Source organism: Candidatus Pelagibacter sp. Uisw_113, from assembly GCF_047717815.1.
In the GTDB taxonomy this organism is placed as follows: domain Bacteria; phylum Pseudomonadota; class Alphaproteobacteria; order Pelagibacterales; family Pelagibacteraceae; genus Pelagibacter.
Genome location: NZ_CP159809.1, coordinates 524,581 through 551,166, shown reverse-complemented (window position 1 = coordinate 551,166; position 26,586 = coordinate 524,581). Strand labels below are relative to the sequence as shown.

Here is a 26,586-nt window from a genome sequence, read left to right as displayed (position 1 = left end):
GTTTAAAGATTCATTTAGTAAATTTATGCCCAGAAAGATATTTTTTTTTATAAAATCACTATTATTAAGTTTGATAATAATAGGAAATGTATTTGCTGCTGAAATATCAATAATTCCTTTAAAAAAACCTTTTTTAAATGAAGAGGCTCAGAGTGCAAAAATATCACAAGGTATACTTAAACCCAAACCTAAACCGTCCAAAAAAAAAGATGAACCTAAAACTACAATAGTCAAAAAAGATCTAAAAAAAATTAATTTTCTTATTCCTAAAAGTAAACCTTTAGTTGTTAAAAAGAGCAAATCAGTAGTCAAGACTCAGTCAAAATATTATAGTCAAAAAGATTATGGAATTGCAAAAAAATCTATTGCATCAATGCAAAAAAGTCAGTGGTCAAAAGCACTATCGCAGTCTAAAAAAGCTAAGGACAAATCTATATATAATTTCATTCAATGGAGACATTTGCTAACTACAGGCAACCAAGCAAGTTTTTATGACTATTTAACATTTATAAAAAATAATGAAAACTACCCAAGAATAAGTAGAATTCGGTACTTAGCTGAACGCAAACTTTCAACAAATAAGATCTCACCAAATAAGATCATAGATTGGTTTAATTCTGAGGAACCATTAAGTGGTTATGGAAAACTAATACTTGGAGAAAGCTTTATATTAACAGGTAATATCACCAAGGGTACCTCTCTAATTAAAGATGGCTGGATAACCGCAGATCTAAATAGATCTAATATGAAATTTTTTAGGAAAAAATATAAAAAATATTTAGATGCAAATGATTATATTAAACGTGCAGATTATTTAGCCTGGGAAGGTAAATCTTGGGATTTAAAAAGAATGTTAAGATATTTACCTAAAGACTACGAGTTGCTTTATACAGCTAGACAAATTTTAATGAGCAAATCTTATGGTGTTGATAATGCAATCAAAAATGTTCCAACAAAACTTAAAAATGATGCTGGACTAAATTACGATCGACTTAAATGGAGAAGAAAAAGAGGAAGAGTAGACGACTCCTTGGAGATTATATTTAAAGTTCCAAACAATAAAGATTATTTAGTTAGACCAGATAAGTGGTGGAAAGAAAGAGCAATAATGACACGAGCTCTTATTTATAAGAAGAAATATGAGTCAGCTTATAAAGTTGCGAGCAAACATTCTTTGGACGTAGGCCCAGAATATGCAGACGCTGAATGGATGAGTGGTTGGATTGCATTAAGCTTTTTAGATGATCCTATTTTAGCAATAGATCATTTTAATAATTTTTATCAAAATGTGAGTTACCCAATTAGTTTATCTCGTGGCGCTTATTGGCTTGGGAGATCTTATGAAAAAATTGGTGATAAAGAACAATCTAAACAATGGTATGAAGAAGCAACCAAATATTTATCAACATATTATGGTCAACTAGCATTTCTAAGAATTAGACCAAATGAAACATTTGAGTTAGATGAGCAAGCTATTGTACCTGATGCTTATAGAAAATATTTTTATAAAAAAGAATTAGTAAAAATTGTTCATCTTTTAGATGAGCTAAATAAGGATAGGTATACAAAAAATATATTAAGACACTTAGCTAATGATAATATTAAAGGTGGAAGTGAAATTTTAGCAGCCGAACTTGCAACTAATATATCAAGATATGATTTTGCAATACAAGTTTCAAAGATTGCATCTTATCAAAAAAGATTTCACAATAATTTTAACTATCCAATAATAAGTACACCTGAATACGTTAATGGAAGAAAAATACCAGAAACTGCTTTTATTCTTTCTCTTATTCGTCAAGAAAGTGAGTTTGATATGAGAGCAAACAGTCATGTTGGTGCTCAGGGATTAATGCAATTAATGCCTTACACTGCTAAGCTGGTTGCCAAACAAGCAAAGTTACCCTATTCAAAATCAAGGTTAACATCTGACCCTGAATATAATATTAATCTAGGATCACATTATATAGCTGGTTTAATTTTACAATATGATGGGGCTTATCCTTTTGCTGCAGCTGCTTATAACGCTGGTCCAAAAAGAGTTAAATATTGGAAAAAGATAAATAAAGACCCACAAAAAAAACAAGTTGATTTTGTAGATTGGGTTGAATTAATTAAATTTAAAGAGACAAGAAATTATGTTCAGCGTGTTATGGAAAACTATAATGTGTATAGATATATCTTGGAAAAAAAGCCTATTAAAATGAAGAACTTTTTTAAAGATCACCCTTTATTTTAATGGCGGAAGAGGAGGGATTCGAACCCTCGGTACAAGTTTCCCCGCACGGTCATTTAGCAAACGACTGGTTTCAGCCTCTCACCCACTCTTCCACTGCGACATTGATATAACCGATTGTATTGAATATTCAATATTTATAAAGTAATTCTTGAATAATATTATGAAAAATAAGTATTCAATATTCTCATTAGTTAAAAATGCTTTTTCCTATCATGAAAATTGGCAAAAAGCCTGGAAAGATCCAGCTATAAAAAAAGAATATGATGCAGTTATTATTGGTGGTGGTGGTCATGGTTTAGCAACTGCGTATTATTTAGCAAAAAAACATAATATGAAGAATATTGCTGTTGTAGAAAAAGGCTGGATTGGTGGTGGTAATACAGGAAGAAATACTACGATTATACGATCCAATTATTTATGGGATGCTAGCGCTGGTCTTTATGATCATGCATTAAAATTGTGGGAAGGTTTATCTCAAGAAATAAATTACAATGTTATGTTTAGTCAAAGAGGTGTGATGAATCTTGCACATAACTTACAAGACGTTAGAGATTTAAAAAGAAGAACACATGCTAATAGATTAAATGGCATAGATGCAGTTTACTTAAGCATAGAAGAAGTTAAAAAATTTTGTCCTATCATTAATACTTCACAAGATATTCGATACCCCGTATTGGGTGGAACTTTGCAAAGAAGAGCTGGTACCGCAAGACATGATGCTGTTGCTTGGGGATATGCTAGGGGTGCAGATGAAATGGGAGTAGATATAATTCAAAATTGTGAAGTTAAAGGAATTAAAAGAAACGGTGATGAAGTAGAAGGCATTGAGACAATAAAAGGTTTTATAAAAACTAAAAAAGTTGGAGTAGTTGCTGCTGGTCATTCAAGTGTATTAGCGAATATGGCAGGCTTAAGGTTACCTTTAGAGAGTAAACCTCTTCAAGCTCTAGTTTCAGAACCAGTTAAACCAATTATTGATACAGTGGTAATGTCTAACGCTGTTCATGCTTATGTTAGTCAGTCTGACAAAGGTGAACTTGTAATAGGTGCTGGTACTGATGATTATATTTCTTATTCACAAAAAGGTAGTCATGATATTGTTGAGGGTACATTGAATGCAATCTTAGAGCTTTATCCAATTTTTAGTAGAATGAGAATGCTTCGTCAATGGGGTGGAATAGTAGATATCTGCCCAGATGCTAGTCCTATTATTAGTAAAACGACTGTAAAGGGCTTGTACTTTAATTGTGGTTGGGGAACTGGAGGATTTAAAGCAACACCTGGATCGGGTGATTTATTCGCTCACACAATAGCAAACGATGAACCACATAAATTAAATGCAGCATTTAATTTAAATAGATTTATTAGTGGAGACCTTGTTGATGAACATGGTGCAGCGGCGGTAGCTCACTAATGTTTTTAATTACTTGTCCTTTTTGTGGTGAACGTGAACAAAGTGAATTTAAAGCTGGTGGTGAAGCCCATATTGAAAGACCTAAACAACCTACAGAACTAAGCGATGATGAATGGGCAGAATATTTATTTATGAGAAAAAATATTAAAGGTATTCAATTTGAAAGATGGAACCATGCTCATGGTTGTAGAAAATGGTTCAACATGGTCAGAGATACTTCTAATGACAAAATTAAGGCCGTATATAAAATAGGTGAAAAACCTCCTGTAAAGTAATTTAATGATAAAAAATTTAAGAGTTACAACCAGTAGATATATTGACGAAACCTCTAGAGTTTCTTTTAAATTCAATGGAAAATCTTATTTTGGATACAAGGGTGATACTCTTGCTTCAGCTCTACTCGCTAATGATATTCATTTAGTGGGGAGAAGTTTTAAATATCATAGACCACGTGGAATAATGACTTCTGGGTCTGAAGAGCCTAATGCAATTGTACAAGTTAATAACAACACAGCACTAACAGAACCAAATGTTAGAGCAACTGAACTTGAGATATATCACGGTCTTGAGGCAAATAGCCAAAATTGTTGGCCTAGTGTTGATTTTGATATTGGAGGTATAAATAACTTCTTGTCCCCCCTTCTACCTGCTGGTTTTTATTACAAAACTTTTATGTGGCCTGCTAGCTTTTGGGAGAAGTACGAATATGTTATAAGACATTCTGCTGGATTAGGAAAATCACCAACTGAGCCTGACCCTGACATATATGATCATAAATACATTCATTGTGATGTTTTGGTAATTGGAGCTGGTGTTAGTGGAATTATAGCTGCAAAAACTGCAGCAAAAAATAATCTTAAAACATTATTACTTGATGAAAAAAATGAAATTGGAGGATCTACAATTTTTCAAAATTCAGAACATATAAAAATAAATGATCAAAACTCTTCTGCATGGTTAGAAAATGAAATTAATGAATTAAGAAATATTGACAATCTAGAGATTAAAACAAGAACTAGTGTTGCTGCTTATCATGGTTACAACTATTTGTTAGCGAGAGAAAACTTAACTGATCATCTTCCTAAAAATGAAAAAAATAAAAAAATAAGACAAAGGTTATTAAAAATTAGAGCTAAAAAAGTTATTGTTGCTACTGGCTCTTTAGAAAGACCTCTGGTATTTAACAATAATGACAGACCAGGCATTATGCTTTCATCTGCAGTTAAAAAATATGCAGATTATTATGGTGTTGCAACTGGTCAAAAAAATATATTTTTTACCAATAATGATACCGCTTATGAAAGTGCAATTTCATTAAATAAAAAAGGTATTAAGGTTGAAGCAATTATAGATATTAGAAAACAATCTAATACTATATTTACTAAAGAAGCTGAAGATTTAGGGATTAAAGTTTATAGATCACACACAGTTGTAAATACAGAAGGTTATAAAAAAATTAATAAAATTACGATAATGGAATTATCAAGAGACGGACAATCTTTTGCTAGCCAAGAGAAAATAGAACTTGATTGTGATTGTCTAGCTATTGCTGGTGGATGGACACCGGCTGTTCATTTATTTACTCAATCTGGAGGCAAGTTAAAATTTAGAGAAAAAGATCAAGTTTTTATACCAAATGAATATCCATCAGAACAAATTAGTATTGGTTCATGTAATGGGGATTTTGAATTAGATGACATTATAAAAAATTCTACAAAATCTTTAAAAGAATTTCTAAATATAAAAGAAACTGAATTTGATAATTTAGAAATAAATTGTCCTAAAGATAATGAGATTAGAACTATTTGGTTGCTTCCATCAGATAAAGTTTTAGGAAAAACAAAACCTTTCGTTGACTATCAAAATGATGCGACAGCAAAAGATATTAAACTTGCTCTAAGGGAAGGCTTTAGATCAATTGAACATGTAAAAAGATACACAACAACTGGCATGGGTACTGATCAAGGTAAACTTGGTAATATGCATGCACTCGGTATTATTGCGGAAACTGCTGGAATTAAGATGGGCGAGCTTGGAACAACAACGTTTAGACCCCCCTACACACCTTTAACATTTGGAACAATTGTTGGTCGAAATGTTGGTGAATATTTTGATACATTTAGAAGAACGCCAATGAATGACTGGCATATAGAAAACAAAGCTGAATTTGAAAATGTAGGACAGTGGAAAAGAGCTTGGTACTATCCAAAAAATAACGAAACTATGCATGATGCAGTTCAAAGAGAGAGTAAAACTGCAAGGAATAGTGCTGGCATATTAGATGCTTCAACACTTGGTAAAATTGACATTCAAGGAACTGATGCCTCAGAATTTTTAAATAGAGTTTATACAAATGCATGGTCAAAACTAACCATAGGAAAATGTCGTTATGGTTTAATGCTCAATGAAGATGGTATGGTTTATGATGATGGAGTTACAACTAGACTTGATGAAAATCATTATATCATGACAACAACAACTGGTGGTGCTGCAAACGTATTAGGAAAATTAGAAGATTACCTTCAAACAGAATGGCCTGAGCTAGATGTTTACTTGTCATCAGTTACTGATCATTATGCAACAGCTAGTATTTGTGGGCCAAATAGTAAAAAAATTCTAAATAAACTAATACCTGATCTTGATCTTTCAGATGAAAGCTTTCCACACATGTCTTTCAAGAATGCAAAAATTAATAATATTAAATGTAGAATTATGCGTATTAGTTTTACAGGCGAACATAGTTATGAAATCAATATTCAGGCGAACTATGGTGAAGATTTATGGAAGAAATGCATGGAAGCAGGTGAAGAGTTTAATATCACACCTTATGGTACTGAGACGATGCACTTATTAAGAGCAGAAAAAGGATTTATTATTGTTGGCCAAGATACTGATGGAACAATGACACCCATAGATTTACAAATGGATTGGATTGTTAGTAAAAAGAAATATGACTTTATTGGTAAAAGATCTCTTTATAGATCAGACACCATGAAAGAAGATAGAAAGCAATTAGTGGGTTTAGTGACAGATAATCCAAATGAAGTTTTAGAAGAAGGAGCTCAGATAATTGCTGACACTAGTTTAAAACCAGTTGAAATGTTAGGTCATGTAACATCAAGTTACTATAGCCCCAATTTAAATAAATCAATTGCACTAGCTGTAGTTAGAGGTGGTAAAAATATGATAGGTAAAAAGTTATTTATTCCAATGGAAGATAAAAATATTAATGTAACTATTGTTGATCCTGTTTTTTTTGATAAAGAAAACGTGAGGTTAAATGCTTAATTATAAAACTTCTATTAAGGGAGACATAACTTATTCTGATTTAGTGATTAAAGAAATTAAACCTATTATGAAGTTAATCATAAGAGGCAAAACAAAAGATTTTATTACAGCCATTGGTAAAAATCTTAATATGGTCTTACCAACTGAGGCTAACACATCGACATCAGCAGAGAAATTAACTTCATTTTGGTTAAGTCCTGATGAATGGATGTTGATATCAAATGAAACTGTGAGTGAGGACAGTAATACCTATCAAGTTGAAGATAAATTGATCAAAAATATATCTAAAGTTAAATTAGGTGTAGTAACTGATGTGAGTGACCAATTTGTAATGCTGAATATAAAAGGCAGTAAAGTTTTTGATTTATTTGCTACAGGGTCGCCTTTTAACTTTAATGATTTTAAAAATAAGAAAGGGTCAGTTGTTCAAACAATTTTATCACACATTGATGTAATTATTCATCTTACGGAAATAAATGAGGTAAATTTATTTGTTAGACGCTCTTTTTCTCAACATTTACACTCTTGGATGAGTGATAGTGCGTCAAGGTTATAACCTTATATTTTCTTAAATCTTTGCTATATGGAGTGTATGAAAAATATACTCTTTGTGGTGCTATTAGCACTTTTACCCTTCTCTCTTAACGCAGAATCTAAACTTGATCAGATTATATCTACTGGTGAATTAAAAGTTGGAACTACAGGCGACTGGGATCCGATGACAATGAAGGATCCAGCTACCAATAAGTATGTTGGTTTTGATATTGATGTAATGAATGAATTAGCAAAAGATATGGGTGTAAAAATTACTTTTGTACCCACTGAATGGAAAACTATTGTTTCAGGAATTACTGCAGGAAGATATGATATTTCTACAAGTGTAACTAAAACTCCAAAAAGAGCAGAAGTTGCTGGATTTACAGATACTTACTATAAGTATGGAACTGTTCCACTGGTACTTAAAAAGAATTTAAAAAAATATTCAACGTGGAGCTCTTTGAACAATAAAAGTGTAACTATTGCTACAACACTTGGGACATCTCAAGAGGAAAAAGCTAAAGAGTTTTTTCCAAATTCTAAATTGCAATCAGTTGAATCTCCTGCAAGGGACTTTCAAGAAGTATTAGCTGGAAGAGCAGATGGAAACATTACAAGCTCAACAGAGGCAAATAAATTAGTTATAAAATATCCTCAATTAGCAATTGTTCCTGATGGAGAAAAAAATCCTGCCTTTTTAGCAATGATGGTTGGTAAGAATGATCAAATTTGGAATGATTATGTTAATGCGTGGATTAAGGATAAGAAATCGTCTGGTTTCTTTAATAAACTACTCGCTAAGTATAATTTAAAAAGCTTATAAAAAATTAGATATTAATCTCTAATTCATTATAACTTTAAGGGTGAAAAATTTACTTTTTTTACTTTTAATTTTACCCCTTAACTCTTGTAGTGGTCAAGAGTTAGGGTGGTTTATTCTATCACCTAATAATGTTGAGGGATTAACTAACCTAAAATTTTTACTAAGTGGTTTAACAACAACTATTTACATCTCAGTAATATCTATAATTATTTCTGCAATTTTAGGGTTTATTGTTGCAATACCCTCTTTAGCTAAAAATAAACTTTTAACATACATAAACATTGGATATGTAGAAATTGTAAGAGCAATACCCCTGCTTGTTTTAATTTTATGGATTTATTACGGTCTTCCTATAATGACTGGTTTAAGTTTCAGTCCATTTGTGTCAGGAATAATTGCACTAGCAATAAGTGAAAGTGCTTTTCAAGCAGAAATTTTTAGAGCAGGAATAAACTCAATTAAAAAATCACAATGGGAAGCAGGTTCGTCACTAGGGTTAACTTTTTATAAAAGATTAAGATTAGTAATTCTTCCACAAGCAATTAAAAATATCTTACCTGCATTAGGTAACCAGTTTGTATATGTGTTAAAGATGTCTTCCCTGGTATCAATTATAGGAATTGGCGACTTAACAAGAAAAGCTAATGAATTAGTAGTGTCAACTTATAGACCATTAGAAATTTATACATTCTTAATTTTAGAGTATTTAATTTTGATATTAATTGTTTCATTCTTTGTAAGAAAATTTGAAAAAAAACTTAAACAAGATGGCAATGATTAATGAATAATTTAGTTAATAGAAATTATGATGTTGATCTAAGTGATGGTGTTATTACCTTTAAAAACATCAATACTACACTTGGTTTTGTTAGATATAACACTGAAGCAGAAATAGAATATATCTTTGTTAATCCCATGTTTAGACGTCAAGGACTTGCTAAAAAGCTACTAAGTATTGTTGAGAAAAAAACTAAACTCAAACCTACGCCTCAAGACCCAATCAGTCCCCTAGGTGAAAAACTCTTTAAGATTAACTAAATAGAGGTTAGTTAAAATTCTTAGATACCAGGTAACAACATTCCTTATCTTGAGCTTAATTAATAATATCGGTTAACGTTTAAATTATTTTTGAAAGCTTATCTTTCATTGTTAATTTAAGTTTTTTTAACGTTCTTAAATCGTACCAAGTTTTTTGTCCTCTTTTTGATTTTCTTTCCTTTTCAGCAATATTTACTTGTTTTTTAAGATCTTTATGTTTTTCTTTAATTTTCATGATTTAATAAATTTCTTCTTTCATATAAATCAAAATTAATTAACAAGAATTAAAACAGTAAACTTTACCCGTGACAGAGTGTAAATAGGTAGTCTGGGGCACCGGGTAACAGAACGCCCCTTCACACTCTTCTAATTCTCTTTATTTATGATGCTGATTGGTGTTAAGATTATTTTTGGTCGCACATACGTCGCAATTTTTTACTTAATTGCAATCATACGGAATCGGACTTGCACCAAGAAATAGAAATGATTTTGCACCTATAAACCAGGCACGCCCCATTTTAGAAGATCCTGTTAGTGTAAAAGCTCCCTTATCACTCATGTCAACTATAGAATAATTTATAGTAACTCCAATTGCAGTTATTTCCGAAGCTGTATTTCCTCTAATTTTTATTCTTGATTTTTCACCACCATAACTGCAAACAAAAGACCTATTGAGTGTGTTGGTTGAAGTAGATTTACTCTTCTCAAGTTCAATTTTTTTTTCTCTTTCAATTTTTTTCTCTTCTTCTCTCTCTAGATAAATTTGCTCGCTTGATTTTTTACACTTATAAATATCATATACTTTTAGTCCTAATTTATACTTTATTGCTTCTTCTTTAGTAGTTAGCCAAGATTTAAGTTTTGTAGCATCATTTAATTTAAAATTTATTTTACATGCTTTAAGGGCCATTGGCTGAACTCTTCTTACTTCATCTTTATAACCATCTGTAAACCACCCTAAATCTATACCTTTTTGCTCTACATCATAATCTGCCTCACCCACCCAAAGTCCAACATAAATTAATTCTTTATCCCCCTCTACAAGATTAATTCTTACATCACCTTTATCACGGTCTAGATTTTTAAATACTTTAGCATCATGGTATACACACCCACTCAACAATAAACCCAAAACCATGATACCTAAAAGTTTTTTAATCATTTTTTAATAAATTCTTTTAATTCTTCTATTGTATATGGTTCTTTTCTTTTATGGGCCATTCGATGACAATTAGAGCATAGCACTGCAAAATCTTCAATCTTAAATTCTAGAGTTTCATTTTCTGGCAACGTATGGATGGGGATTTTATGATGTGCTTCAATAAATTCTTCTTTCTTTTTATTTAAGCTAATATCTCCATATATATTTTTAAAGTTAAAATCACAAACTTGACACGTATACCCAAGTTTCTTTTTAACTTTTCTTGAATTTGTACTAGATCGTTCTGATAATCTATGAAGACCAATTCTTCTTGTTTCTGTTAAACTTTCATTCTTATTGTCTTCTTCATCGTTCTTATCAGAGACATACTCATCTAATAAATCTCCATCTAGCCCACCTCTAAAGATCAATGTTGAATATAGATCTAGCATGTTATTTAAATCATCAACTAATTCGTTTTCATTAAGATTTTTTGTTAAATCATACTCTTTGCCGAATGCATGTCCCTTTTCATAAAGCATTGGTCTTGAAGTGCTCCCAGCAAGATCAATGGCCAAATCTATTGGCTCATATTTAAAAAATTTTTTATAAAGACTGACCCTATCTCTAATAAACTCTGCTCTTCTCAATAATTCTTGTGCAGCACCTTTCGTTCCTAATTCTTTCTCTATATCTGTCATCCCTTGGTTGAGACTTAAATAAACTCGCTTCATGTCTACTGAAAATAAATAGACTAAATAATAGCCTCGTTGAGAGGAGGTAGTGACGTTAGGATCATAAACTCCTAACCATGGCACAGAGGCCCAATTTGGTGGTCTACCAGGGCTGCTCTTATAAATAAAATGTTCTCTTTTTTTTTTAACTACAGGTTTTAAGATTTGTTCAGAAACTTTTCGAACATAATCTGCAAATGGATTGCTTGCTATTGGTCCATTTTTTTCATCAACAAATTTGGATGAGATTTCTTTAAAAGCCCCACTTATCATTAATGAAGCCTAGCACAAAATTAAACGTCGCAACAGCGTCGCAATTTCACTCAAAGTTTTGTTAGTTTCTAGATTAAGTTGCATCAACATCGTTGCAAAATAAGGATTCACGAAGATAGGTCTGGGGCACCGGGTAACAGAACGCCCCTTTCTATTTTTAAATTAGTTAGAATTCTCAATGTTAATTTTAAAATACAACCTGATTAAACGGAGTATGTACGGAGTGATTTTTTAAATCTTCCATCTGATCCACGTTTAGCACCTTCAGCACTATACATATGTTTAGTTGCTTTATTATAAATTTTTAAACGTCTTGCTGCATTATAGGCTTTTGGATCATTTAACTGCCAACTTATTTTAGTTTTATATTTAAGTGCCGAAGACATAACTTTTTCCTTAGTCCAAAAACTATATAGTTTCATTTTTTTCATGTGCGAAGTTATCTTATCAAGCATTTTTCTTGTACTTGTCGTTGCATAGGCACTTGGTTCTTTTTTTCTCCATTCGTATAAAGTTGAATATTTTGATGCTGAATTTTTTAATTCTTTATCTGTCCATTTGACTGGTTTTTTTAGTCCAATTCTCCAAGTATTTGTCACTATTGGTCTTGTCATATGTTTTGTTGCAATTTTCAAAATTCCCATTTTTTGGGCCGCACCATATGCTCCTCCGCTTTCTTCTGACCATCTTGCACGGTGTTTATATTTTTTTGCATCCTCTATAATTTTTTCTCTTGTCCATATTCTTAAACCTTGCCAAACAGGTCTAATCATATGAGCTGTTGCCTCTTCCATCCATCCCTTGTCATGTGCTGCATTGACTGCTGAACGAAACTTATTGCTCCAAGTTGATATTGTTTTGAATTTTTTTGCAGAAATTATAACAGCTTCTTTTGTCCATTTAATTAACCCTCCTCCAATACCACCAGTCTTTGCTATGTTGAGAATTTTAAATCCTTTATTTCTATAAAAATTTTCATATTTTTTTTCATTAAAAATTGCACGTTCTAAGGATGTATAGCCTGTCAGTTTTTTTGGTATTATTGCAATATCACCAAATCTTTTGCTTATTTCTTTGAATCTTTTTGTTTTAAGATGAGCTCTAATTCTTTTTTTAAAATTATAAGTTAAACCTATATAAATTATCTTTTTATCTTTAATTTTTATAGAGTACACACATCTCCTCATAATATTTCCTAGAGGAACCATATGTTTTATAGCTTTTTCAAAGCACCCTCTTGCTTTAGCTGCATTATATGCGCTATTGGAATTTTTGCTCCAATCTGATTTATGCTGATATTTTTTAGCGTCTTTAATTATTGCTTGTACAGTCCATTTTTTAACAGTGTTGTTTGGTAGACGATCCATATGTCTTGTTGCCTGATCTAAAATGTTTCTATTTCTAGGCCTTGCAAGTTCATACATGGCTGGACTATATTTTTTCCAGTCTCTCCTGTTATTATATTTTTTTGCGTCTTTTAGAATATCCTGATTTTTATATTTGAGTCTGCTCATACTGATAACTTGATACTAGCATATATAGTCTGGACGGAATATGGACGGAATCCACCTTTAAATTCTATATTTTCAATTCAAATTATTCGCGAATAATGGTACTTTGTTCGGGGCACCTGGCAACAGAACTACCCTTCTAACTTTAATTTTTCTTAGATTTTCTATAATCCCAAGGATAGTCAAACTCCATAGACCACATGCCTATTTTATTGATTCTTGCATAATCTTCATCACTTACAAACTTTTTTGAATATCTTCTGTACGCAAATGCATAGCCACTTCTAACTAAATAGCTTGATAGGCTTTCATTATTAACAAAACATTCTGCTAGTGTTCTTTTGTATTGATCTTTTCCTTCACTAATACATTCAACATTATTATTTCCAATTTTATCAATAAGAATTTGTTTTGCTGTAACTCCACAAAGATCTTTTACGCTATCTTTAAAACAAGTTTGTTTCAATTCAGGTGTATCTATTCCAGTGAATCTGATTTTTTCTCCATTAAGATGAATTGTATCTCCATCAACAATTTTGATTGTTTGAGATTTAACTTGGTTAATAGTTAAAATAAAAATTAGTGTTGAGACACTAATAAGAAAAATGGCTTTTCTTTTGTTTAAAAACATTATTTAAAAAGTATCCAATAAAGATGATTACTGCAATACCCATAAACCAATTCGTTGCCATGATGGTGTAAAAAATATCAGTATAATCTCCACCTCTAATATTAATTACATACCATAATGATAAGAAAGGAAATGCAGTTAATCTTAGAACGCTTAGGTAAAGACTGTAAATTGGTTTTTTAAGTGCCTGAAAAACTGCTGTAGTAATAAAGAACACAGGATAAATAGGAGCTATTAATGCAGCAACTTTTAAATATATAGCACCATGATAAATAGCTTCTGCATTATCTGTAAATTGAGATACAAAAAATTCTGCACCGAAGAATAAAATGATACCTGCTACAGCCATAAATGATGATCCAAAAAATAATGCTTTAGTATAAAGCTCCCTTATGCGGTTATAATTTTTAGCACCAAAGTTTTGTCCACCAATAGAAAGTACTGCTGTATTTAAACCAATTACCGGAAGTAAGAAAACTTGTTCAACTCTTAAAGCTGCCCCATAACCTGCTGTTGCAAGGTCACCAAATTGCCCAATAAAATATAAAATATTAAAAATACCTACACCAATAAACAACATACTAATCATTATTGGCATTGCTTGTGAGAATAATTCTTTAAGAAGAATAAATTTAGGAATAAAGCATTTAATAGATAAATACTTTCTTAATTTACACGAGTTAATTTTGTAAGCTAAATAAATGGTACCAATAGATTGGGCTATAACAGTTGCTATAGCAAGACCACCTATACCGTAAGCTGGAACAATTCCGTATCCCCAGATAAATAATGGATTTAAAAAAATATTTAAAAAGAAACTAAAGATAAGAACATTTCTATAGCTCTTAGTATCTCCCTGTGCATTCAAAGCTCCATTTAAAGAGATTTGGATCATAACTATAAATGTTCCGTAAAAAATTATATCTAAATATTCTCTAGTTAAAGCAATACCAGCAGCGTCAGATCCCATAACACCTAAGAGAAAATCAGAAGCATTTAATCCAAATAAAGTAACGACAACTGACGTGACCAATGCGAAGATTACTGATTGAGCAATAAATAGTGATGCTTTATTAATTTTTTTAGCACCTAATAAATTACCAATACAAGAGTTTGTTGCAGCACCAATTCCAACACCAACAGCAATGATGACAAAGTATATTGGGAAAGATTTAGCTATTGCACTTATAGCTTCTGCAGAAATTCTACCTGCAAACCATGTATCAACTAAATTATAGAAAGTTTGAAACAAAGAACCAACACTAGCTGGAATAGTTACTTTTTTAAGTAATGACCAAATTGGATCTTTGGTTAAATTTATGGCTTTAGACAATTGTTTTTCCTATTTAAATTCTTTTTGAAATATATGCTTTGAACCACTCTTTTTTGCAAGGTTTATTTGCTTTTGTCTCATTCGAAATCTCTCTTTTTGAGTTTGAGTTAAATTATCATGACAGTTTACACATGAAACACCCTCCTCATATTTTTTAGACTTCTTATCTTTTAGTGAAACAGGTTTTCTACATCCACTGCATATTGAGTATGTTCCATTTACTAATCCATGTTTAACACTGATTCTGTTATCAAAAACAAAGCATTCCCCATTCCATAGACTTTCTTTTTTCTTAACATTTTTTAAGTAATTTAAAATTCCACCTTTTAATTGATAAACATTTTTAAAGCCTTTTTTTTCTAAAAATACTGAAGCTTTCTCACATCTTATTCCACCAGTACAAAACATTGCAATTGGCTTTGTTTTTTTTAGTTTATTTAAGTATTTTGGAAATTCTCTAAAATTATCAACATCAGGATTAATTGATCTTTTAAAAGTTCCAACATTATATTCGAATGGTTTTCTTGAATCTAAAACTAATGTTTCTTTATCATTAATCAACTTATTCCATTTTTTAGGATCAACATGATTATCTTTTTTATTTTTTGATGACAAGGAAAGACCCATAGGAACTACTTCTTTTTTAATCTTAACTTTTGGTTTATGAAACGGTTGAAATTTACTTTTTGAAATATTTTCACTATCAAACTTTTTAAAATCTAATATCTTTTTAATCTTTGTGATAGTTGACTTTAGATCGCTACTTTTTCCTGAGATTGTTGCATTTACTCCTTCAATAGCTATAATTACTGTTCCTCTAATATTTTTTTTAATTAAAAGATCCTGTAGTAAAATTTTATTTTTTTTTAAAGAGGTAAGTTTTTTAAATTTGTAAAAAGCAAAAACATCGAACATTATAACACTCTACAAACAGTCATTCCGTCACCTAAAGGGACAATGATTTGTTCCACTCTTTTATCGTTTGCAACATAAGTATTAAAATCTCTAATATTTATTGTATATTTATCTAAATTATCTTCATCAGCGACTTCACCATGCCATAAAACATTGTCTATAATAATCAATCCACCTTTATCTATTAGGTTTAAAGATCTTTCATAATATTCTTTATAATTCATTTTATCGGCATCAATAAAAACCATATGAAATTTTTGATTTTTTAATTCTTCCAAACTATCTAATGCAGGCTTAATAATTGTTTGAATTTTATTATCCAGATTAGCTTTTTTAAAAAAACTTACTGCAATCTTGTTGGTCTCTTTGTCTTTATCTAATGCTGTAAGTTTACCATCGTCTGGTAACGCCAGAGCAATTGAAAGCGCACTTAACCCAGTAAAAGTTCCAATCTCAAGTACATTTTTAATGTTAGAAGTTTTTATAACTAAATGAAGAAAATGACATTGAGATATCGCTACTTGCATTCTCTTAACATCTCCAAGTGTATTATTGTAATCGATTATTTCTTGCTGAATGGGATTTAACTTTAAACTAAAATTATTTATATATTTTTCAAGTTTTTCGGTAATTTCAAGGTTCTTACCCATGATATTAAAGTTTCTTCTTCAATATCTCATTTATTAATTGAGGGTTAGCTTTACCACTTGAAGCTTTCATTGCTTGTCCTACAAAGAAACCAAATAGTTTTTCTTTACCATTCTTATATTCAATAGCTTTTTCTCTATTGTCATTAATAATCTTATCTATTAAAGCCTCTAATGCTTTAGGGTCGCTTTCTTGCTTTAAACCTTTTTCTTCAACAATTATTTGGGGATCTATGTCTCCATCCATCATTAACTCAAATATTGTTTTAGCTATTTTTCCAGAAATTGTTCCATTCTTAATTAGATTAATTAACTTTGCCAAATTTTTTGCACTTATTGGACTTTGTGTAATTTCTAAATTTTTATTATTTAAAACAGCAAACAATTCACCTGTAATCCAGTTAACAGCTAATTTCATATCTCGGTTTTTGCCCATTTTAGCGACAACTTCTTCAAAATATTTGGCTGTATCAATGTCAGATACTAATATTGTAGCCTCGTAAGCAGAGACTTTAAATTCATCAATAAATCTTTTTTTCTTATCGTCTGGTAATTCTGGGATATCCGCTTTAAGTTTTTCAATAAATTCATCAGTTACTTCTAATGGTAATAAATCTGGATCTGGAAAATATCTATAATCATGAGCATCTTCTTTAGATCTCATAGATCTTGTTTCATTTTTTTTGGTATCAAATAATCTTGTTTCTTGATCGATTGTTTTACCTTCTTCAATTAAATCGACTTGTCTATTAGCTTCATAATCAATAGCCATTTGCATAAATTTGATTGAATTAACATTTTTAATCTCACAACGAGTTCCAAGTTTATCAGACCCTTTAATTCTAACAGAAATATTAACATCAGCTCTTAAAGAACCTTCCTGCATATTTCCATCACACGTGCCAAGATATCTCATAATAGATCTTAGTTTTTTAACATAAGCACTAACCTCATCTGGAGTTCTCATGTCTGGTTTGCTGACAATTTCCATCAGAGCCACACCAGATCTATTTAAATCTACCAATGTATTTTGCGGATCCATATCATGAATACTTTTTCCAGCATCTTGTTCTAAGTGTAATCTTTCAATCCCCACTTCTTTTTGGCCATGTGCCATATCAAGAATAACTGTACCCTCACCTACTATTGGATATTTAAATTGTGAAATCTGATAACCCTGTGGAAGATCTGCATAAAAATAATTTTTTCTATCAAAAACTGATCTTTTATTAATTTGAGCTCTTAAACCTATACCTGTTTTAATTGCCTGTTTTACGCAGTACTCATTAATAACTGGAAGCATTCCTGGAAATGCAGCATCAACTAAACTTACTTGCGTATTGGGTTCGGCACCAAAAGTAGTTGATGAAGATGAAAATAATTTTGAATTTGATGTAACTTGAGCATGAACTTCAAGGCCGATTACCACTTCGTAAACATTATCATATCTTTCAATTAAATATTCTGAATTATCTTTAGTCATCTATTTAATCCACCAATCAGTAATTTTATTTTTAAACTGGATTTTTTCTTCCATAGCATAAGCAATGTTTAAAATATTTTGTTCATCAAAAGCTTTACCAATAATTTGCAATCCTAAAGGGTAACCCTTAGCATCTACACCTGCTGGAATAGAAATTGCAGGTAATCCAGCTAAGTTAACTGGAACTGTGAATATATCATTTAAATACATTGAAACTGGGTCATTAGTTTTTTCACCAATTTTAAAAGCAGCACTTGGTGTCGATGGAGTTAAAATTGCATCAACTTTTTTATAAGCTTCATCAAAATCGTTTTTAATTAATTTTCTAACTTTCTGCGCTTTTAGATAATAAGCATCATAATAACCAGAGGATAAAACATATGTTCCAATCATTATTCTTCTTTGAACTTCACTGCCAAAACCTTCAGATCTTGTTTTTTCATACATATCAATAAGGTTTTCACCTTTAGATCTAAAACCATACTTAACACCATCATATCTAGCTAAGTTTGAAGAAGCTTCAGCAGGGGCTACTATATAATAAGCAGGTAAAGCATAATTTGTATGAGGCAATGAAATATCAACAATTTCAGCACCACAATCTTTTGCATACTCAATTCCCTTAGTCCATAAATCTTCTATCTCTTTTGGCATTCCATCAACTCTATATTCTTTTGGAATACCAATTTTCTTACCTTTGATATTGTTTGTTAATTCTTTGCTGAATTCATTTCTTTTAAAATCAATTGATGTTGAATCTTTTTCATCATAAGTGCTAATTATTTCTTGAAGTAATGCACAATCTTTTACATCTTTAGACATTGGTCCCGCTTGATCTAATGAAGAAGCAAAAGCAACAATTCCATATCTTGAACAACTTCCATAAGTTGGCTTTAACCCAACAGTACCTGTAAATGAAGCAGGTTGTCTAATAGAGCCACCTGTATCGGTTCCAATTGTAATAGGTGTTAAATTAGCTGCTAGAGCTGATGCAGAGCCTCCTGAAGAGCCTCCAGGTACTAAACCTTTATCTATTGGACTTTGTACATTTCCAAAAAAACTGGTTTCATTAGATGAGCCCATTGCAAACTCGTCACAATTTAATTTGCCAAGTAATATTGCACCTTCATTCCAAATATTTTGAGTAACAGTAGACTCGTACGGTGGAATAAAATTATTTAAAATTTTACTACCTGCTGTAGTTTTTACATCTTTGGTGCAAAACAAATCTTTAACTGCCATTGGAACACCCGGAAGCTTTAAATCAAAATTAGGTTTTTGATCAAAATTTTTAGCTTTCAAAAGTGCATTAGAAAAATCTTCTGTTATGTAAGCATTTAAATCTCTAGATTTTTCTCCTCTATTAATAAATGCTTTAGTAGTTTCTTCAGAAGAAATTTTTTTATCTTTAATATTTTTAACTAATTCAGTTAAAGTGAGTGATGTGATATCAGACATTATTCAACAACCCTTGGTACAACAAAAAAATCTTCATTTTCTTCTGGTGAGTTTTTTAATATTTGATCTCTTATATTTTCACTTTTAACCTCATCTACTCTTAATTTTAATGTGGTTTCTGCAACAGAGGTTAAAGGCTCAACATTGTCAGTATTGAGTTCATTCAATTTTTCAATAAAGTCAAATATAGAGTTAAGATCTCCAGCTAATTTATTAGCTTTTGCATCATCAACTGAGATTCTTGATAATTTAGATATATGCTTTATTGTTTTAAGATCAATTGTCATGTGGTAATTAAATATGTCGGCAAACTATCACTTAAGTATAAAATATACAATATGATCACAATTGAAGATTTTAAAATAAAATACTCAAATAAGGTAAGATTTATTGGTTTAGATTTAGGATCTAAAAGAATTGGTGTCTCAATTTGTGATGAAAGACAATCCATAGCCACACCCTTTAAAACCATTAACAAAACCAACACAAACGAACTAATTAATGAACTTAAGATAATAATTAAAGATAATAGTATTGGTGGAATAATTGTAGGGCACCCAGTTAATATGGATGGCAGTCTAGGAAGATCCGCTCAATCAGTTAATGACGTTGCATCAAATATATCAAAATCTATAGACCTGCCTGTAATATTGTGGGATGAAAGACTTTCAACAGTTGGCGCATTTAATCTATCGAGTTTATTAGACGTTAATGTTTCAAAAAGAGTTAAAACAATTGATCAAAACGCTGCAGCCTTTATTTTACAAGGGGCAATTGACTTTTTAAATAATTAATACTTGCCATAGTGATGGTTAATAGTTATAGAGTTAATTTTAATGGCAACCAAAATAAATAAAGCTATTAAGATTTCTCAAAAACACCTCCTAGGTATTCAAGATCTATCAATTAATGATGTTAATCTCATTTTAGAAGAAGCTAAAAGTTTCATTAAATTAAATCAAAGTAAAAATAAAAGACTAAATGTATTAAGTGGCAAAACTCAAATTAATTTATTTTTTGAACCCTCTACTAGAACACAAAGTTCATTTGAATTAGCTGGAAAAAGATTAGGTGCGGATGTTATGTCAATGAATATGGCAAATTCTGCAATTAAGAAGGGTGAAACACTCATAGATACCGCAATGACTTTAAATGCAATGCATCCTGATATAATTGTAATTAGACACCAGGATTCAGGTGCATGTAACCTTTTATCTCAAAAAGTAAATTGCGCAGTACTTAATGCTGGTGATGGAAGCCGTGAACACCCTACACAAGCTTTATTAGATGCTTTAACAATTATAAATCGTAAAAAGAAAATTGAAGGTTTAAGAGTTGCGATTTGTGGTGACATAACTCATTCACGTGTTGCAAGATCAAATATTTATCTTCTTAATATGTTGGGTGCAGAAGTTAACATTATTGCACCATCAAACTTAATGCCAAAAGAAATAGAAAAGTTTGGCGTTAATACATTTACAGATATGAAAAAAGGTCTGAAAGATTGTGATATTGTGATGATGCTAAGGTTGCAAAATGAAAGGATGACAAGTTCTTTCTTGTCTTCTAATAGAGAATACTATGAATATTATGGACTAACTCCAGATAAGCTTGCTCATGCAAAAGATGATGCTTTGATTATGCATCCAGGTCCAATGAATAGAGGGATCGAAATTGATACAAAATTGGCAGATGACATAAACAGAAGTGTGATTAAGGAACAGGTTGAACTAGGTGTTGCAGTAAGAATGGCTTGTTTAAAAATATTTTGTGAATAAATGAAAAAACAATACTTTATAAATGCAAATATAATTGACCCTCATAACTCTATCAATGAGAATGGTGGATTAATTATTGGTGAAGATGGTTTGATTGAAGCTATTGGTAAAAAAGTAAATTCTAACAACATTCCATCAAGAGAAAAGGTAATAGATTTAAATGGAAAATATATATTCCCAGGTCTTGTTGATATGCGTGTCTTTGCAGGTGAACCTGGTTATGAATATAAAGAAAATTTTAGAACACTAAGCAATGCAGCACTTGCAGGAGGTGTTACTTCAGTTGTTACTATGCCTAATACGGATCCAATTATAGATAACGTTTCAATAGTAGATTTTTTAAAAAGACGTGGAAGAGACAAATCTAAAATTAATGTTTTTCCAAGTGCTGCTCTTACCAAAAATATTGAAGGTGCTACCATGACTGAATTTGGTCTACTTCAAAGTAGAGGAATAATTGGATTTACTGATGGAGTTAAAACAATTCAAAATACTAGACTGATGTCTCGTATAATGAACTCAGCTAAAGATTTAGGCACACTAATCATGCAGCATGCTGAAGATTATGATTTATCTAAAAATGGAATGATTAATTCTGGAATTATTGCAACCAAACTTGGATTATCTGGAATACCTGCTGTTGCCGAAAGAATAATTATTGAAAGAGATTTAACTTTGCTTGAAAATATTAAATGTAGGTATCACATATCACAAATTTCAGCTGCAAAATCAGTTGAAATTATTGAGGAAAGAAAAAATAAAGTTAAATTTACAACAGGTGTCTCTATAAATAACCTTTCATTAAATGAAAATGATATAGGAGATTTCAGAACTTTCTTAAAATTATCACCCCCATTAAGAACTGAAGAAGACAGAATTGCTCTAGTGCAAGGATTAAAAGATGAAACGATAGATGTTATTGTATCTGATCACAAGCCGGAAGATGAAGAGCAAAAAAGATTAACGTTTGCACAAGCATCTACAGGAGCTTCTGGAATAGAAACACTTTTATCACTAAGTCTAGAGTTATATCACAATGGCTCTGTTAAATTAGAAACCATAATTAAAGCCTTAACATCAAACCCTGCAAAAATTCTAAAAATTGATAAGGGTAATCTTTCAGTGAGTAATGAAGCAGATTTTTGCATTGTAGATATTGATAAGCCATGGGTTGTTAAAAAAGATAAACTTATCTCCAAATCAAAAAACACTTCCATTGAAGACAAAAAACTACAAGGTAAAGTCACTAATACATTTGTAAAAGGTGAAGAATTATTTAAGTTATAATAATGGAATATTTAATTGTTGCATTAAGCTCATATTTATTAGGATCAATACCTTTTGGTTTTATACTTACAAAAATATTTCTAAAAAAAGATATTAGAGATATTGGCTCAGGAAACATTGGAGCCACAAATGCTCTTAGAACGGGTAATAAAACGTTAGGCTACTCAACTTTATTGCTGGATATAACAAAAGCTGTATTGCCTGTTTTATATGTAAAATTTAATTATCCTGATTATATCTTTATTGCATCACTAAGTGCATTCTTGGGTCACGTTTTTCCTATATGGCTCAAGTTTAAAGGGGGTAAGGGTGTTGCAACATATGTTGGAATATTATTTTCAATAAACATAATTTTGGGTTTGGTATTTATCGTTAGTTGGGCTGTTACATTTCTTATTTCAAAATACTCATCACTTTCATCACTTGTTGGTGGTTTAATCGTTCCAATTTACTTAATAATTTTTGAAAATTATAATTCGATTTTTTTCATAATAATGTTTGTCCTTATATTCTATACACATAGAGAAAACGTCAAACGATTGAAAAACAAAGAAGAAACCAAGACTAAAATTTATTGATTTGACTATCTAAGTCTTTTAAGTAATTTGTTTAGTAATGAATCTTGTAGTCGTAGAAAGTCCAGCTAAAGCAAAAACTATCAATAAATATCTAGGTGATGATTATATTGTGCTAGCAAGTTATGGCCATATTAGAGACCTTCCTTCGAAAAATGGTTCTGTTGACCCAGAAAATAATTTTAAAATGGAATGGGAGGTAGATAGTTTTTCTAAAAAATATCTTAAAGAAATTACAGATGCAGCTAAAATTTCATCAAAAATCATACTAGCAACTGACCCTGATCGCGAAGGAGAGGCGATTGCTTGGCATGTTAAAGAATATTTAAATGAGAAAAAATTAATAAAAGACAAACATGTAGAAAGAGTTGTTTTTAATGAAATTACAAAAAAAGCAGTTATTCATGGAATTGAAAACCCACGACAAATAGAGCCACTACTTGTTGATGCCTATATGGCTAGAAGAGCCTTAGACTATCTAGTTGGCTTTAATATATCACCAATTTTATGGACAAAGTTACCTGGTTCTAAATCTGCAGGTCGTGTTCAGTCAGTTGCCTTAAAATTAATTACAGAACGAGAACATGAAATTGAGCTTTTTGATCCTGAAGAATTTTGGACTTTAAGTGTTCAATTCAACGACAATGATAAAAATTCTATATTAGCAAGTATCTCTCAATTGAATGATAAAAAAATTGAAAAATTTTCTTTTAAAAATAAAGCTGAAATTGGTAAAGCAATTGAAGAGGTTAAGTCCATGAATTTCAATATAAATGACATCTCAAGCAAAGTTGTTAACAGAAACCCTTCTGGCCCTTTTACTACCTCTACATTACAGCAAGTTTCTTCTGGTAGATTAGGATTTGGAGCATCACGAACAATGCAGATAGCTCAGAAACTTTATCAAGGTATAGAAATAGACGGTGAAACTATTGGTCTTATCACGTACATGCGAACAGATGGAACCAATCTATCTACAGATGCTATAGACACTTTCAGGAAATATATAAAAAATGAGTTTGGTAATGAATATGTTCCAGATAATGCAGCAAGTTATTCTGGTAAAAAAGCTAAAAATGCTCAAGAAGCACATGAAGCAATTCGACCTACAGATATTATGCGTGCACCAGATACAGTTAAAAAATATCTAAGTCCAGATCAGCATAAATTATACGATTTAATTTGGAGTAGAGCCCTATCCTCTCAAATGAAACCTGCTCAATTTGATAGAAATACTATTACGATAAACTCAGATGATAATGGAACAGTCTGTAAAGCTAGTGGATCTGTTATTAAATTTGATGGGTTCTTGAAGGTTATGAAAGACACAAAAAAAGATGATAATGAAGATATACTTCCTGAAATGAACAAAGGTCCAGTTAATATAGAAGCTTTATTAGATGAACAACATTTTACACAACCACCACCAAGATACTCAGAAGCAAGTTTAGTTAAAAAATTAGAGGAACTTGGAATTGGAAGACCCTCAACTTATGCAAGTATAATATCTGTTATATCTACCAGAGGGTATGCAGAAGCAATTAATAAAAGATTTCACCCAACCGATCGTGGTAAATTAATTTCTGCTTTTCTCGAAAAACTTTTTTCCAAATATGTTGACTATAACTTCACTGCAAGTTTAGAAAACCAACTTGATGACATTACTACTGGTAAAGAAGGATGGATAAAAGTTCTAGAGTCATTTTGGAAAGATTTTAATCAAAATGTATCTGATGTTAAAATGAAAAGAACTAGAGAAGTTTTAGATCTATTAAATGATAGCCTAGGTAGTTTAATTTTTGAAAGAGATAAAGATGGAAATATTAATAGACAATGCAAATTATGTGACAGTGGATCATTAAGTTTAAAAAACAGTTTTAGAGGTGGTGCTTTTATAGGTTGTTCAAATTATCCAGATTGTAAATTTACTAGACCTCTTTCTAAAGCTAAAGCAGCCGCACAATCTCAACTAGCGGAACCAAAGTTTATAGGGAAACATGAAAATGGTAATGACATGTATCTTAAAAATGGAAGATTTGGCCCCTACTTACAATATGAAAAAATTGAGGAAATAAAGGAAGAAATTATTGCTGAAACAAAAAAGAAAAAGAAAACAAAAAAAAAGAAGATAGAAAAAGAAGATAATAATTTAAGAAATGTTTCAATACCTAAAGGAATTACATTAGATAGTGTTGATCTTGATAGGGCTAAATTTTTGTGCTCATTACCAAAAAGTTTAGGTATCAATCCTGAAAATCAAAAAGATATAATATTAAATTCAGGAAGATTTGGTCCATATTTAAAATCTGAAAATAAATCAGCAAGAATTGAGAATGTTGAAGAAATCTTTTCAATCGGTCTTAATAGAGCAATAACTCTAATAGCTGAGGCTAAGCCAGGGAGAATGTCTACATCAATTATAAAAGATCTAGGGGAGCACCCAGAAGACAAAAAACCTATTAGAGTAATGAAGGGTCAGTATGGTCCATATATCAAGTATAAGTCTCTTAATGCAACAATACCCGAGGAAAAAGACCCATTAGAGCTTAATATAGAGGAGGCTTTAATATTAATTGAGAAAAGGAAAGAATACGATAAAAATAAAAAAGGTAAATTAAAAAAAATTAAAAAAAGGTAAAAATGACTAAAAAAATATTATTAATAATATCTACAATTATATTAACTTCTTGCGCTACATTAAAAGATAAAATGCCAGAGAGACAAGCCTGCACTGGAGATGAAACTAACAAAACTCTAACTGAAGTATTCTGTAAAAAAAACTAATACAACCTAATAAATGAATAAAATAATCTTAATAACTATAGCTGTGTTTCTACTAACAGTTAGTGCTAAATCGGAAGAAGTAGATTGCTCAATGTACGGAGAGAAATCCGCTGTTGATAAATTTAAAGAAAGTAAGTCACTTCTTTCTTTATTTAAAAATGAAATCTCTAAAAAGAATTTAGAATGTGAAAAAGATCTCAATACGAAAAAACCAAAAATTAAAAAAATAGATATTACTCTTAAAGCACTGCAAAATTTAGAAAAAAAATATAATGTTGTGTGGAATGATGAAATAAATAAGTTTACTGGACCGGGTGAAGCACTGGCCAATAAAAATGGAAAAAATTTAATAAATAAACGTATAAAATATCTTGCTTCAAAAGAAAAAAAAGATTGCTCAAAATATCAAAAGATATCTAACACAAATGAATTGAAAGTTGCCAAAACTTTAGCAGATATGAATAGAATAAATAATAATAAATTGGCATATAAAAAATGTTTAAATGATTCAAAAACATCAAAAAACATGATTAGTATTTTAAAGGATAAAACTTCAAAATTAAGTAAGTTTAAAAATAGTAAAAGTTTAAATACATATTTGAAGGATGGTGAAGAGAAAAAAGAATCCACTTTAATCAAATTTAAAAAGAGTAAAACTTGGTCTGATTGGAAAAAAAACAAAAATAAGGATAATTAA

At 30.7% G+C, this 26,586-nt stretch carries 26 protein-coding genes and 1 tRNA gene; 15 read left to right on the top strand and 12 right to left on the bottom strand.

Annotation, left to right across the window (positions count from 1 at the left end; genetic code table 11):
* Positions 1-25 precede the first annotated feature (25 nt).
* The gene (locus ABXT39_RS03010; protein WP_415295787.1) at positions 26-2,239 is read left to right on the top strand and encodes a lytic transglycosylase domain-containing protein; all 2,214 of its coding nucleotides are present in this window, start codon (positions 26-28) and stop codon (positions 2,237-2,239) included.
* On the opposite strand, the gene ABXT39_RS03005 is transcribed toward ABXT39_RS03010, so the two are convergent.
* Positions 2,240-2,331, bottom strand: a tRNA-Ser gene (locus tag ABXT39_RS03005).
* 68 nt (positions 2,332-2,399) lie between these two features.
* Between ABXT39_RS03005 and ABXT39_RS03000 the strand changes: the two genes are divergently transcribed.
* The 7 genes from ABXT39_RS03000 to ABXT39_RS02970 are packed head-to-tail and all read left to right on the top strand — an operon-like array spanning position 2,400 to position 9,339.
* A complete protein-coding gene (locus ABXT39_RS03000; protein WP_415295786.1) occupies positions 2,400-3,653 on the top strand; it encodes a sarcosine oxidase subunit beta family protein in 1,254 nt (417 codons plus the stop codon).
* Entirely contained in the window at positions 3,653-3,928 is a 276-nt protein-coding gene (locus tag ABXT39_RS02995; protein WP_415295785.1) for a sarcosine oxidase subunit delta, read from the top strand. Before ABXT39_RS03000 ends, ABXT39_RS02995 begins: the two co-directional genes overlap by 1 nt.
* Before the next feature lie 4 nt (positions 3,929-3,932).
* Entirely contained in the window at positions 3,933-6,941 is a 3,009-nt protein-coding gene (locus ABXT39_RS02990; protein ID WP_415295784.1) for a sarcosine oxidase subunit alpha family protein, read from the top strand.
* Positions 6,934-7,497: a sarcosine oxidase subunit gamma gene (locus ABXT39_RS02985; RefSeq protein ID WP_415295783.1), complete on the top strand. Its 564-nt coding sequence runs from the start codon at positions 6,934-6,936 to the stop codon at positions 7,495-7,497. The genes ABXT39_RS02990 and ABXT39_RS02985 overlap by 8 nt, the downstream gene beginning before the upstream one ends.
* Positions 7,498-7,533: 36 nt before the next feature.
* Positions 7,534-8,301 carry an ABC transporter substrate-binding protein gene (locus ABXT39_RS02980; protein ID WP_415295782.1) on the top strand — a complete coding sequence of 256 codons (768 nt, stop codon included), beginning with the start codon at positions 7,534-7,536 and terminating at the stop codon, positions 8,299-8,301.
* Positions 8,302-8,341: 40 nt separating this feature from the next.
* Positions 8,342-9,082 carry an amino acid ABC transporter permease gene (locus ABXT39_RS02975; RefSeq protein ID WP_415295781.1) on the top strand — a complete coding sequence of 247 codons (741 nt, stop codon included), beginning with the start codon at positions 8,342-8,344 and terminating at the stop codon, positions 9,080-9,082.
* Positions 9,082-9,339 carry a GNAT family N-acetyltransferase gene (locus ABXT39_RS02970; protein WP_415295780.1) on the top strand — a complete coding sequence of 86 codons (258 nt, stop codon included), beginning with the start codon at positions 9,082-9,084 and terminating at the stop codon, positions 9,337-9,339. Before ABXT39_RS02975 ends, ABXT39_RS02970 begins: the two co-directional genes overlap by 1 nt.
* 79 nt (positions 9,340-9,418) lie before the next feature.
* Here the strand turns inward: ABXT39_RS02970 and ABXT39_RS02965 are convergent, their stop codons facing one another.
* The 11 genes from ABXT39_RS02965 to gatC form a co-directional block, all read right to left on the bottom strand.
* Positions 9,419-9,574 (bottom strand): hypothetical protein, encoded by a 156-nt coding sequence (locus ABXT39_RS02965; RefSeq protein WP_415295779.1) that lies wholly within the window; start codon positions 9,572-9,574, stop codon positions 9,419-9,421.
* 204 nt (positions 9,575-9,778) lie between these two features.
* The gene (locus tag ABXT39_RS02960; protein WP_415295778.1) at positions 9,779-10,501 is read right to left on the bottom strand and encodes a hypothetical protein; all 723 of its coding nucleotides are present in this window, start codon (positions 10,499-10,501) and stop codon (positions 9,779-9,781) included.
* Positions 10,498-11,487: an MrcB family domain-containing protein gene (locus ABXT39_RS02955; protein ID WP_415295777.1), complete on the bottom strand. Its 990-nt coding sequence runs from the start codon at positions 11,485-11,487 to the stop codon at positions 10,498-10,500. Before ABXT39_RS02955 ends, ABXT39_RS02960 begins: the two co-directional genes overlap by 4 nt.
* Positions 11,488-11,690: 203 nt before the next feature.
* Positions 11,691-13,001: a GIY-YIG nuclease family protein gene (locus ABXT39_RS02950; protein ID WP_415295776.1), complete on the bottom strand. Its 1,311-nt coding sequence runs from the start codon at positions 12,999-13,001 to the stop codon at positions 11,691-11,693.
* Between the two features lie 142 nt (positions 13,002-13,143).
* The gene (locus ABXT39_RS02945; protein WP_415295775.1) at positions 13,144-13,629 is read right to left on the bottom strand and encodes a thermonuclease family protein; all 486 of its coding nucleotides are present in this window, start codon (positions 13,627-13,629) and stop codon (positions 13,144-13,146) included.
* Entirely contained in the window at positions 13,592-14,962 is a 1,371-nt protein-coding gene (locus ABXT39_RS02940; protein ID WP_415295774.1) for an MATE family efflux transporter, read from the bottom strand. The genes ABXT39_RS02945 and ABXT39_RS02940 overlap by 38 nt, the downstream gene beginning before the upstream one ends.
* A 9-nt stretch (positions 14,963-14,971) precedes the next feature.
* Entirely contained in the window at positions 14,972-15,877 is a 906-nt protein-coding gene (locus ABXT39_RS02935) for a rhodanese-related sulfurtransferase (protein ID WP_415295773.1), read from the bottom strand.
* Positions 15,877-16,527 carry an O-methyltransferase gene (locus ABXT39_RS02930; protein ID WP_415295772.1) on the bottom strand — a complete coding sequence of 217 codons (651 nt, stop codon included), beginning with the start codon at positions 16,525-16,527 and terminating at the stop codon, positions 15,877-15,879. The genes ABXT39_RS02935 and ABXT39_RS02930 overlap by 1 nt, the downstream gene beginning before the upstream one ends.
* A 4-nt stretch (positions 16,528-16,531) precedes the next feature.
* Positions 16,532-18,007, bottom strand: a complete 1,476-nt coding sequence (gene gatB, locus ABXT39_RS02925; RefSeq protein ID WP_415295771.1) for an Asp-tRNA(Asn)/Glu-tRNA(Gln) amidotransferase subunit GatB — start codon at positions 18,005-18,007, stop codon at positions 16,532-16,534.
* Positions 18,008-19,465, bottom strand: coding sequence for an Asp-tRNA(Asn)/Glu-tRNA(Gln) amidotransferase subunit GatA (gene gatA / locus ABXT39_RS02920; protein WP_415295770.1), 1,458 nt, complete (start codon positions 19,463-19,465; stop codon positions 18,008-18,010).
* Positions 19,465-19,752, bottom strand: a complete 288-nt coding sequence (gatC, locus tag ABXT39_RS02915; RefSeq protein ID WP_415295769.1) for an Asp-tRNA(Asn)/Glu-tRNA(Gln) amidotransferase subunit GatC — start codon at positions 19,750-19,752, stop codon at positions 19,465-19,467. The genes gatA and gatC overlap by 1 nt, the downstream gene beginning before the upstream one ends.
* Before the next feature lie 51 nt (positions 19,753-19,803).
* Between gatC and ruvX the strand changes: the two genes are divergently transcribed.
* The 7 genes from ruvX to ABXT39_RS02880 are packed head-to-tail and all read left to right on the top strand — an operon-like array spanning position 19,804 to position 26,586.
* Positions 19,804-20,259: a Holliday junction resolvase RuvX gene (gene ruvX / locus ABXT39_RS02910; protein ID WP_415295768.1), complete on the top strand. Its 456-nt coding sequence runs from the start codon at positions 19,804-19,806 to the stop codon at positions 20,257-20,259.
* Positions 20,260-20,301: 42 nt separating this feature from the next.
* Positions 20,302-21,243 carry an aspartate carbamoyltransferase catalytic subunit gene (locus tag ABXT39_RS02905; protein ID WP_271480960.1) on the top strand — a complete coding sequence of 314 codons (942 nt, stop codon included), beginning with the start codon at positions 20,302-20,304 and terminating at the stop codon, positions 21,241-21,243.
* Complete coding sequence (gene pyrC / locus ABXT39_RS02900) at positions 21,244-22,530, top strand: dihydroorotase (RefSeq protein WP_415295767.1); 1,287 nt, start codon at positions 21,244-21,246, stop codon at positions 22,528-22,530.
* A gap of 2 nt (positions 22,531-22,532) precedes the next feature.
* Positions 22,533-23,108: a glycerol-3-phosphate 1-O-acyltransferase PlsY gene (gene plsY, locus ABXT39_RS02895; protein WP_415295766.1), complete on the top strand. Its 576-nt coding sequence runs from the start codon at positions 22,533-22,535 to the stop codon at positions 23,106-23,108.
* 37 nt (positions 23,109-23,145) lie between these two features.
* Positions 23,146-25,743 carry a type I DNA topoisomerase gene (gene topA / locus ABXT39_RS02890; protein ID WP_415295765.1) on the top strand — a complete coding sequence of 866 codons (2,598 nt, stop codon included), beginning with the start codon at positions 23,146-23,148 and terminating at the stop codon, positions 25,741-25,743.
* Between the two features lie 2 nt (positions 25,744-25,745).
* Positions 25,746-25,889 carry a hypothetical protein gene (locus tag ABXT39_RS02885; protein WP_415295764.1) on the top strand — a complete coding sequence of 48 codons (144 nt, stop codon included), beginning with the start codon at positions 25,746-25,748 and terminating at the stop codon, positions 25,887-25,889.
* A gap of 13 nt (positions 25,890-25,902) precedes the next feature.
* The gene (locus ABXT39_RS02880) at positions 25,903-26,586 is read left to right on the top strand and encodes a hypothetical protein (RefSeq protein ID WP_415295763.1); all 684 of its coding nucleotides are present in this window, start codon (positions 25,903-25,905) and stop codon (positions 26,584-26,586) included.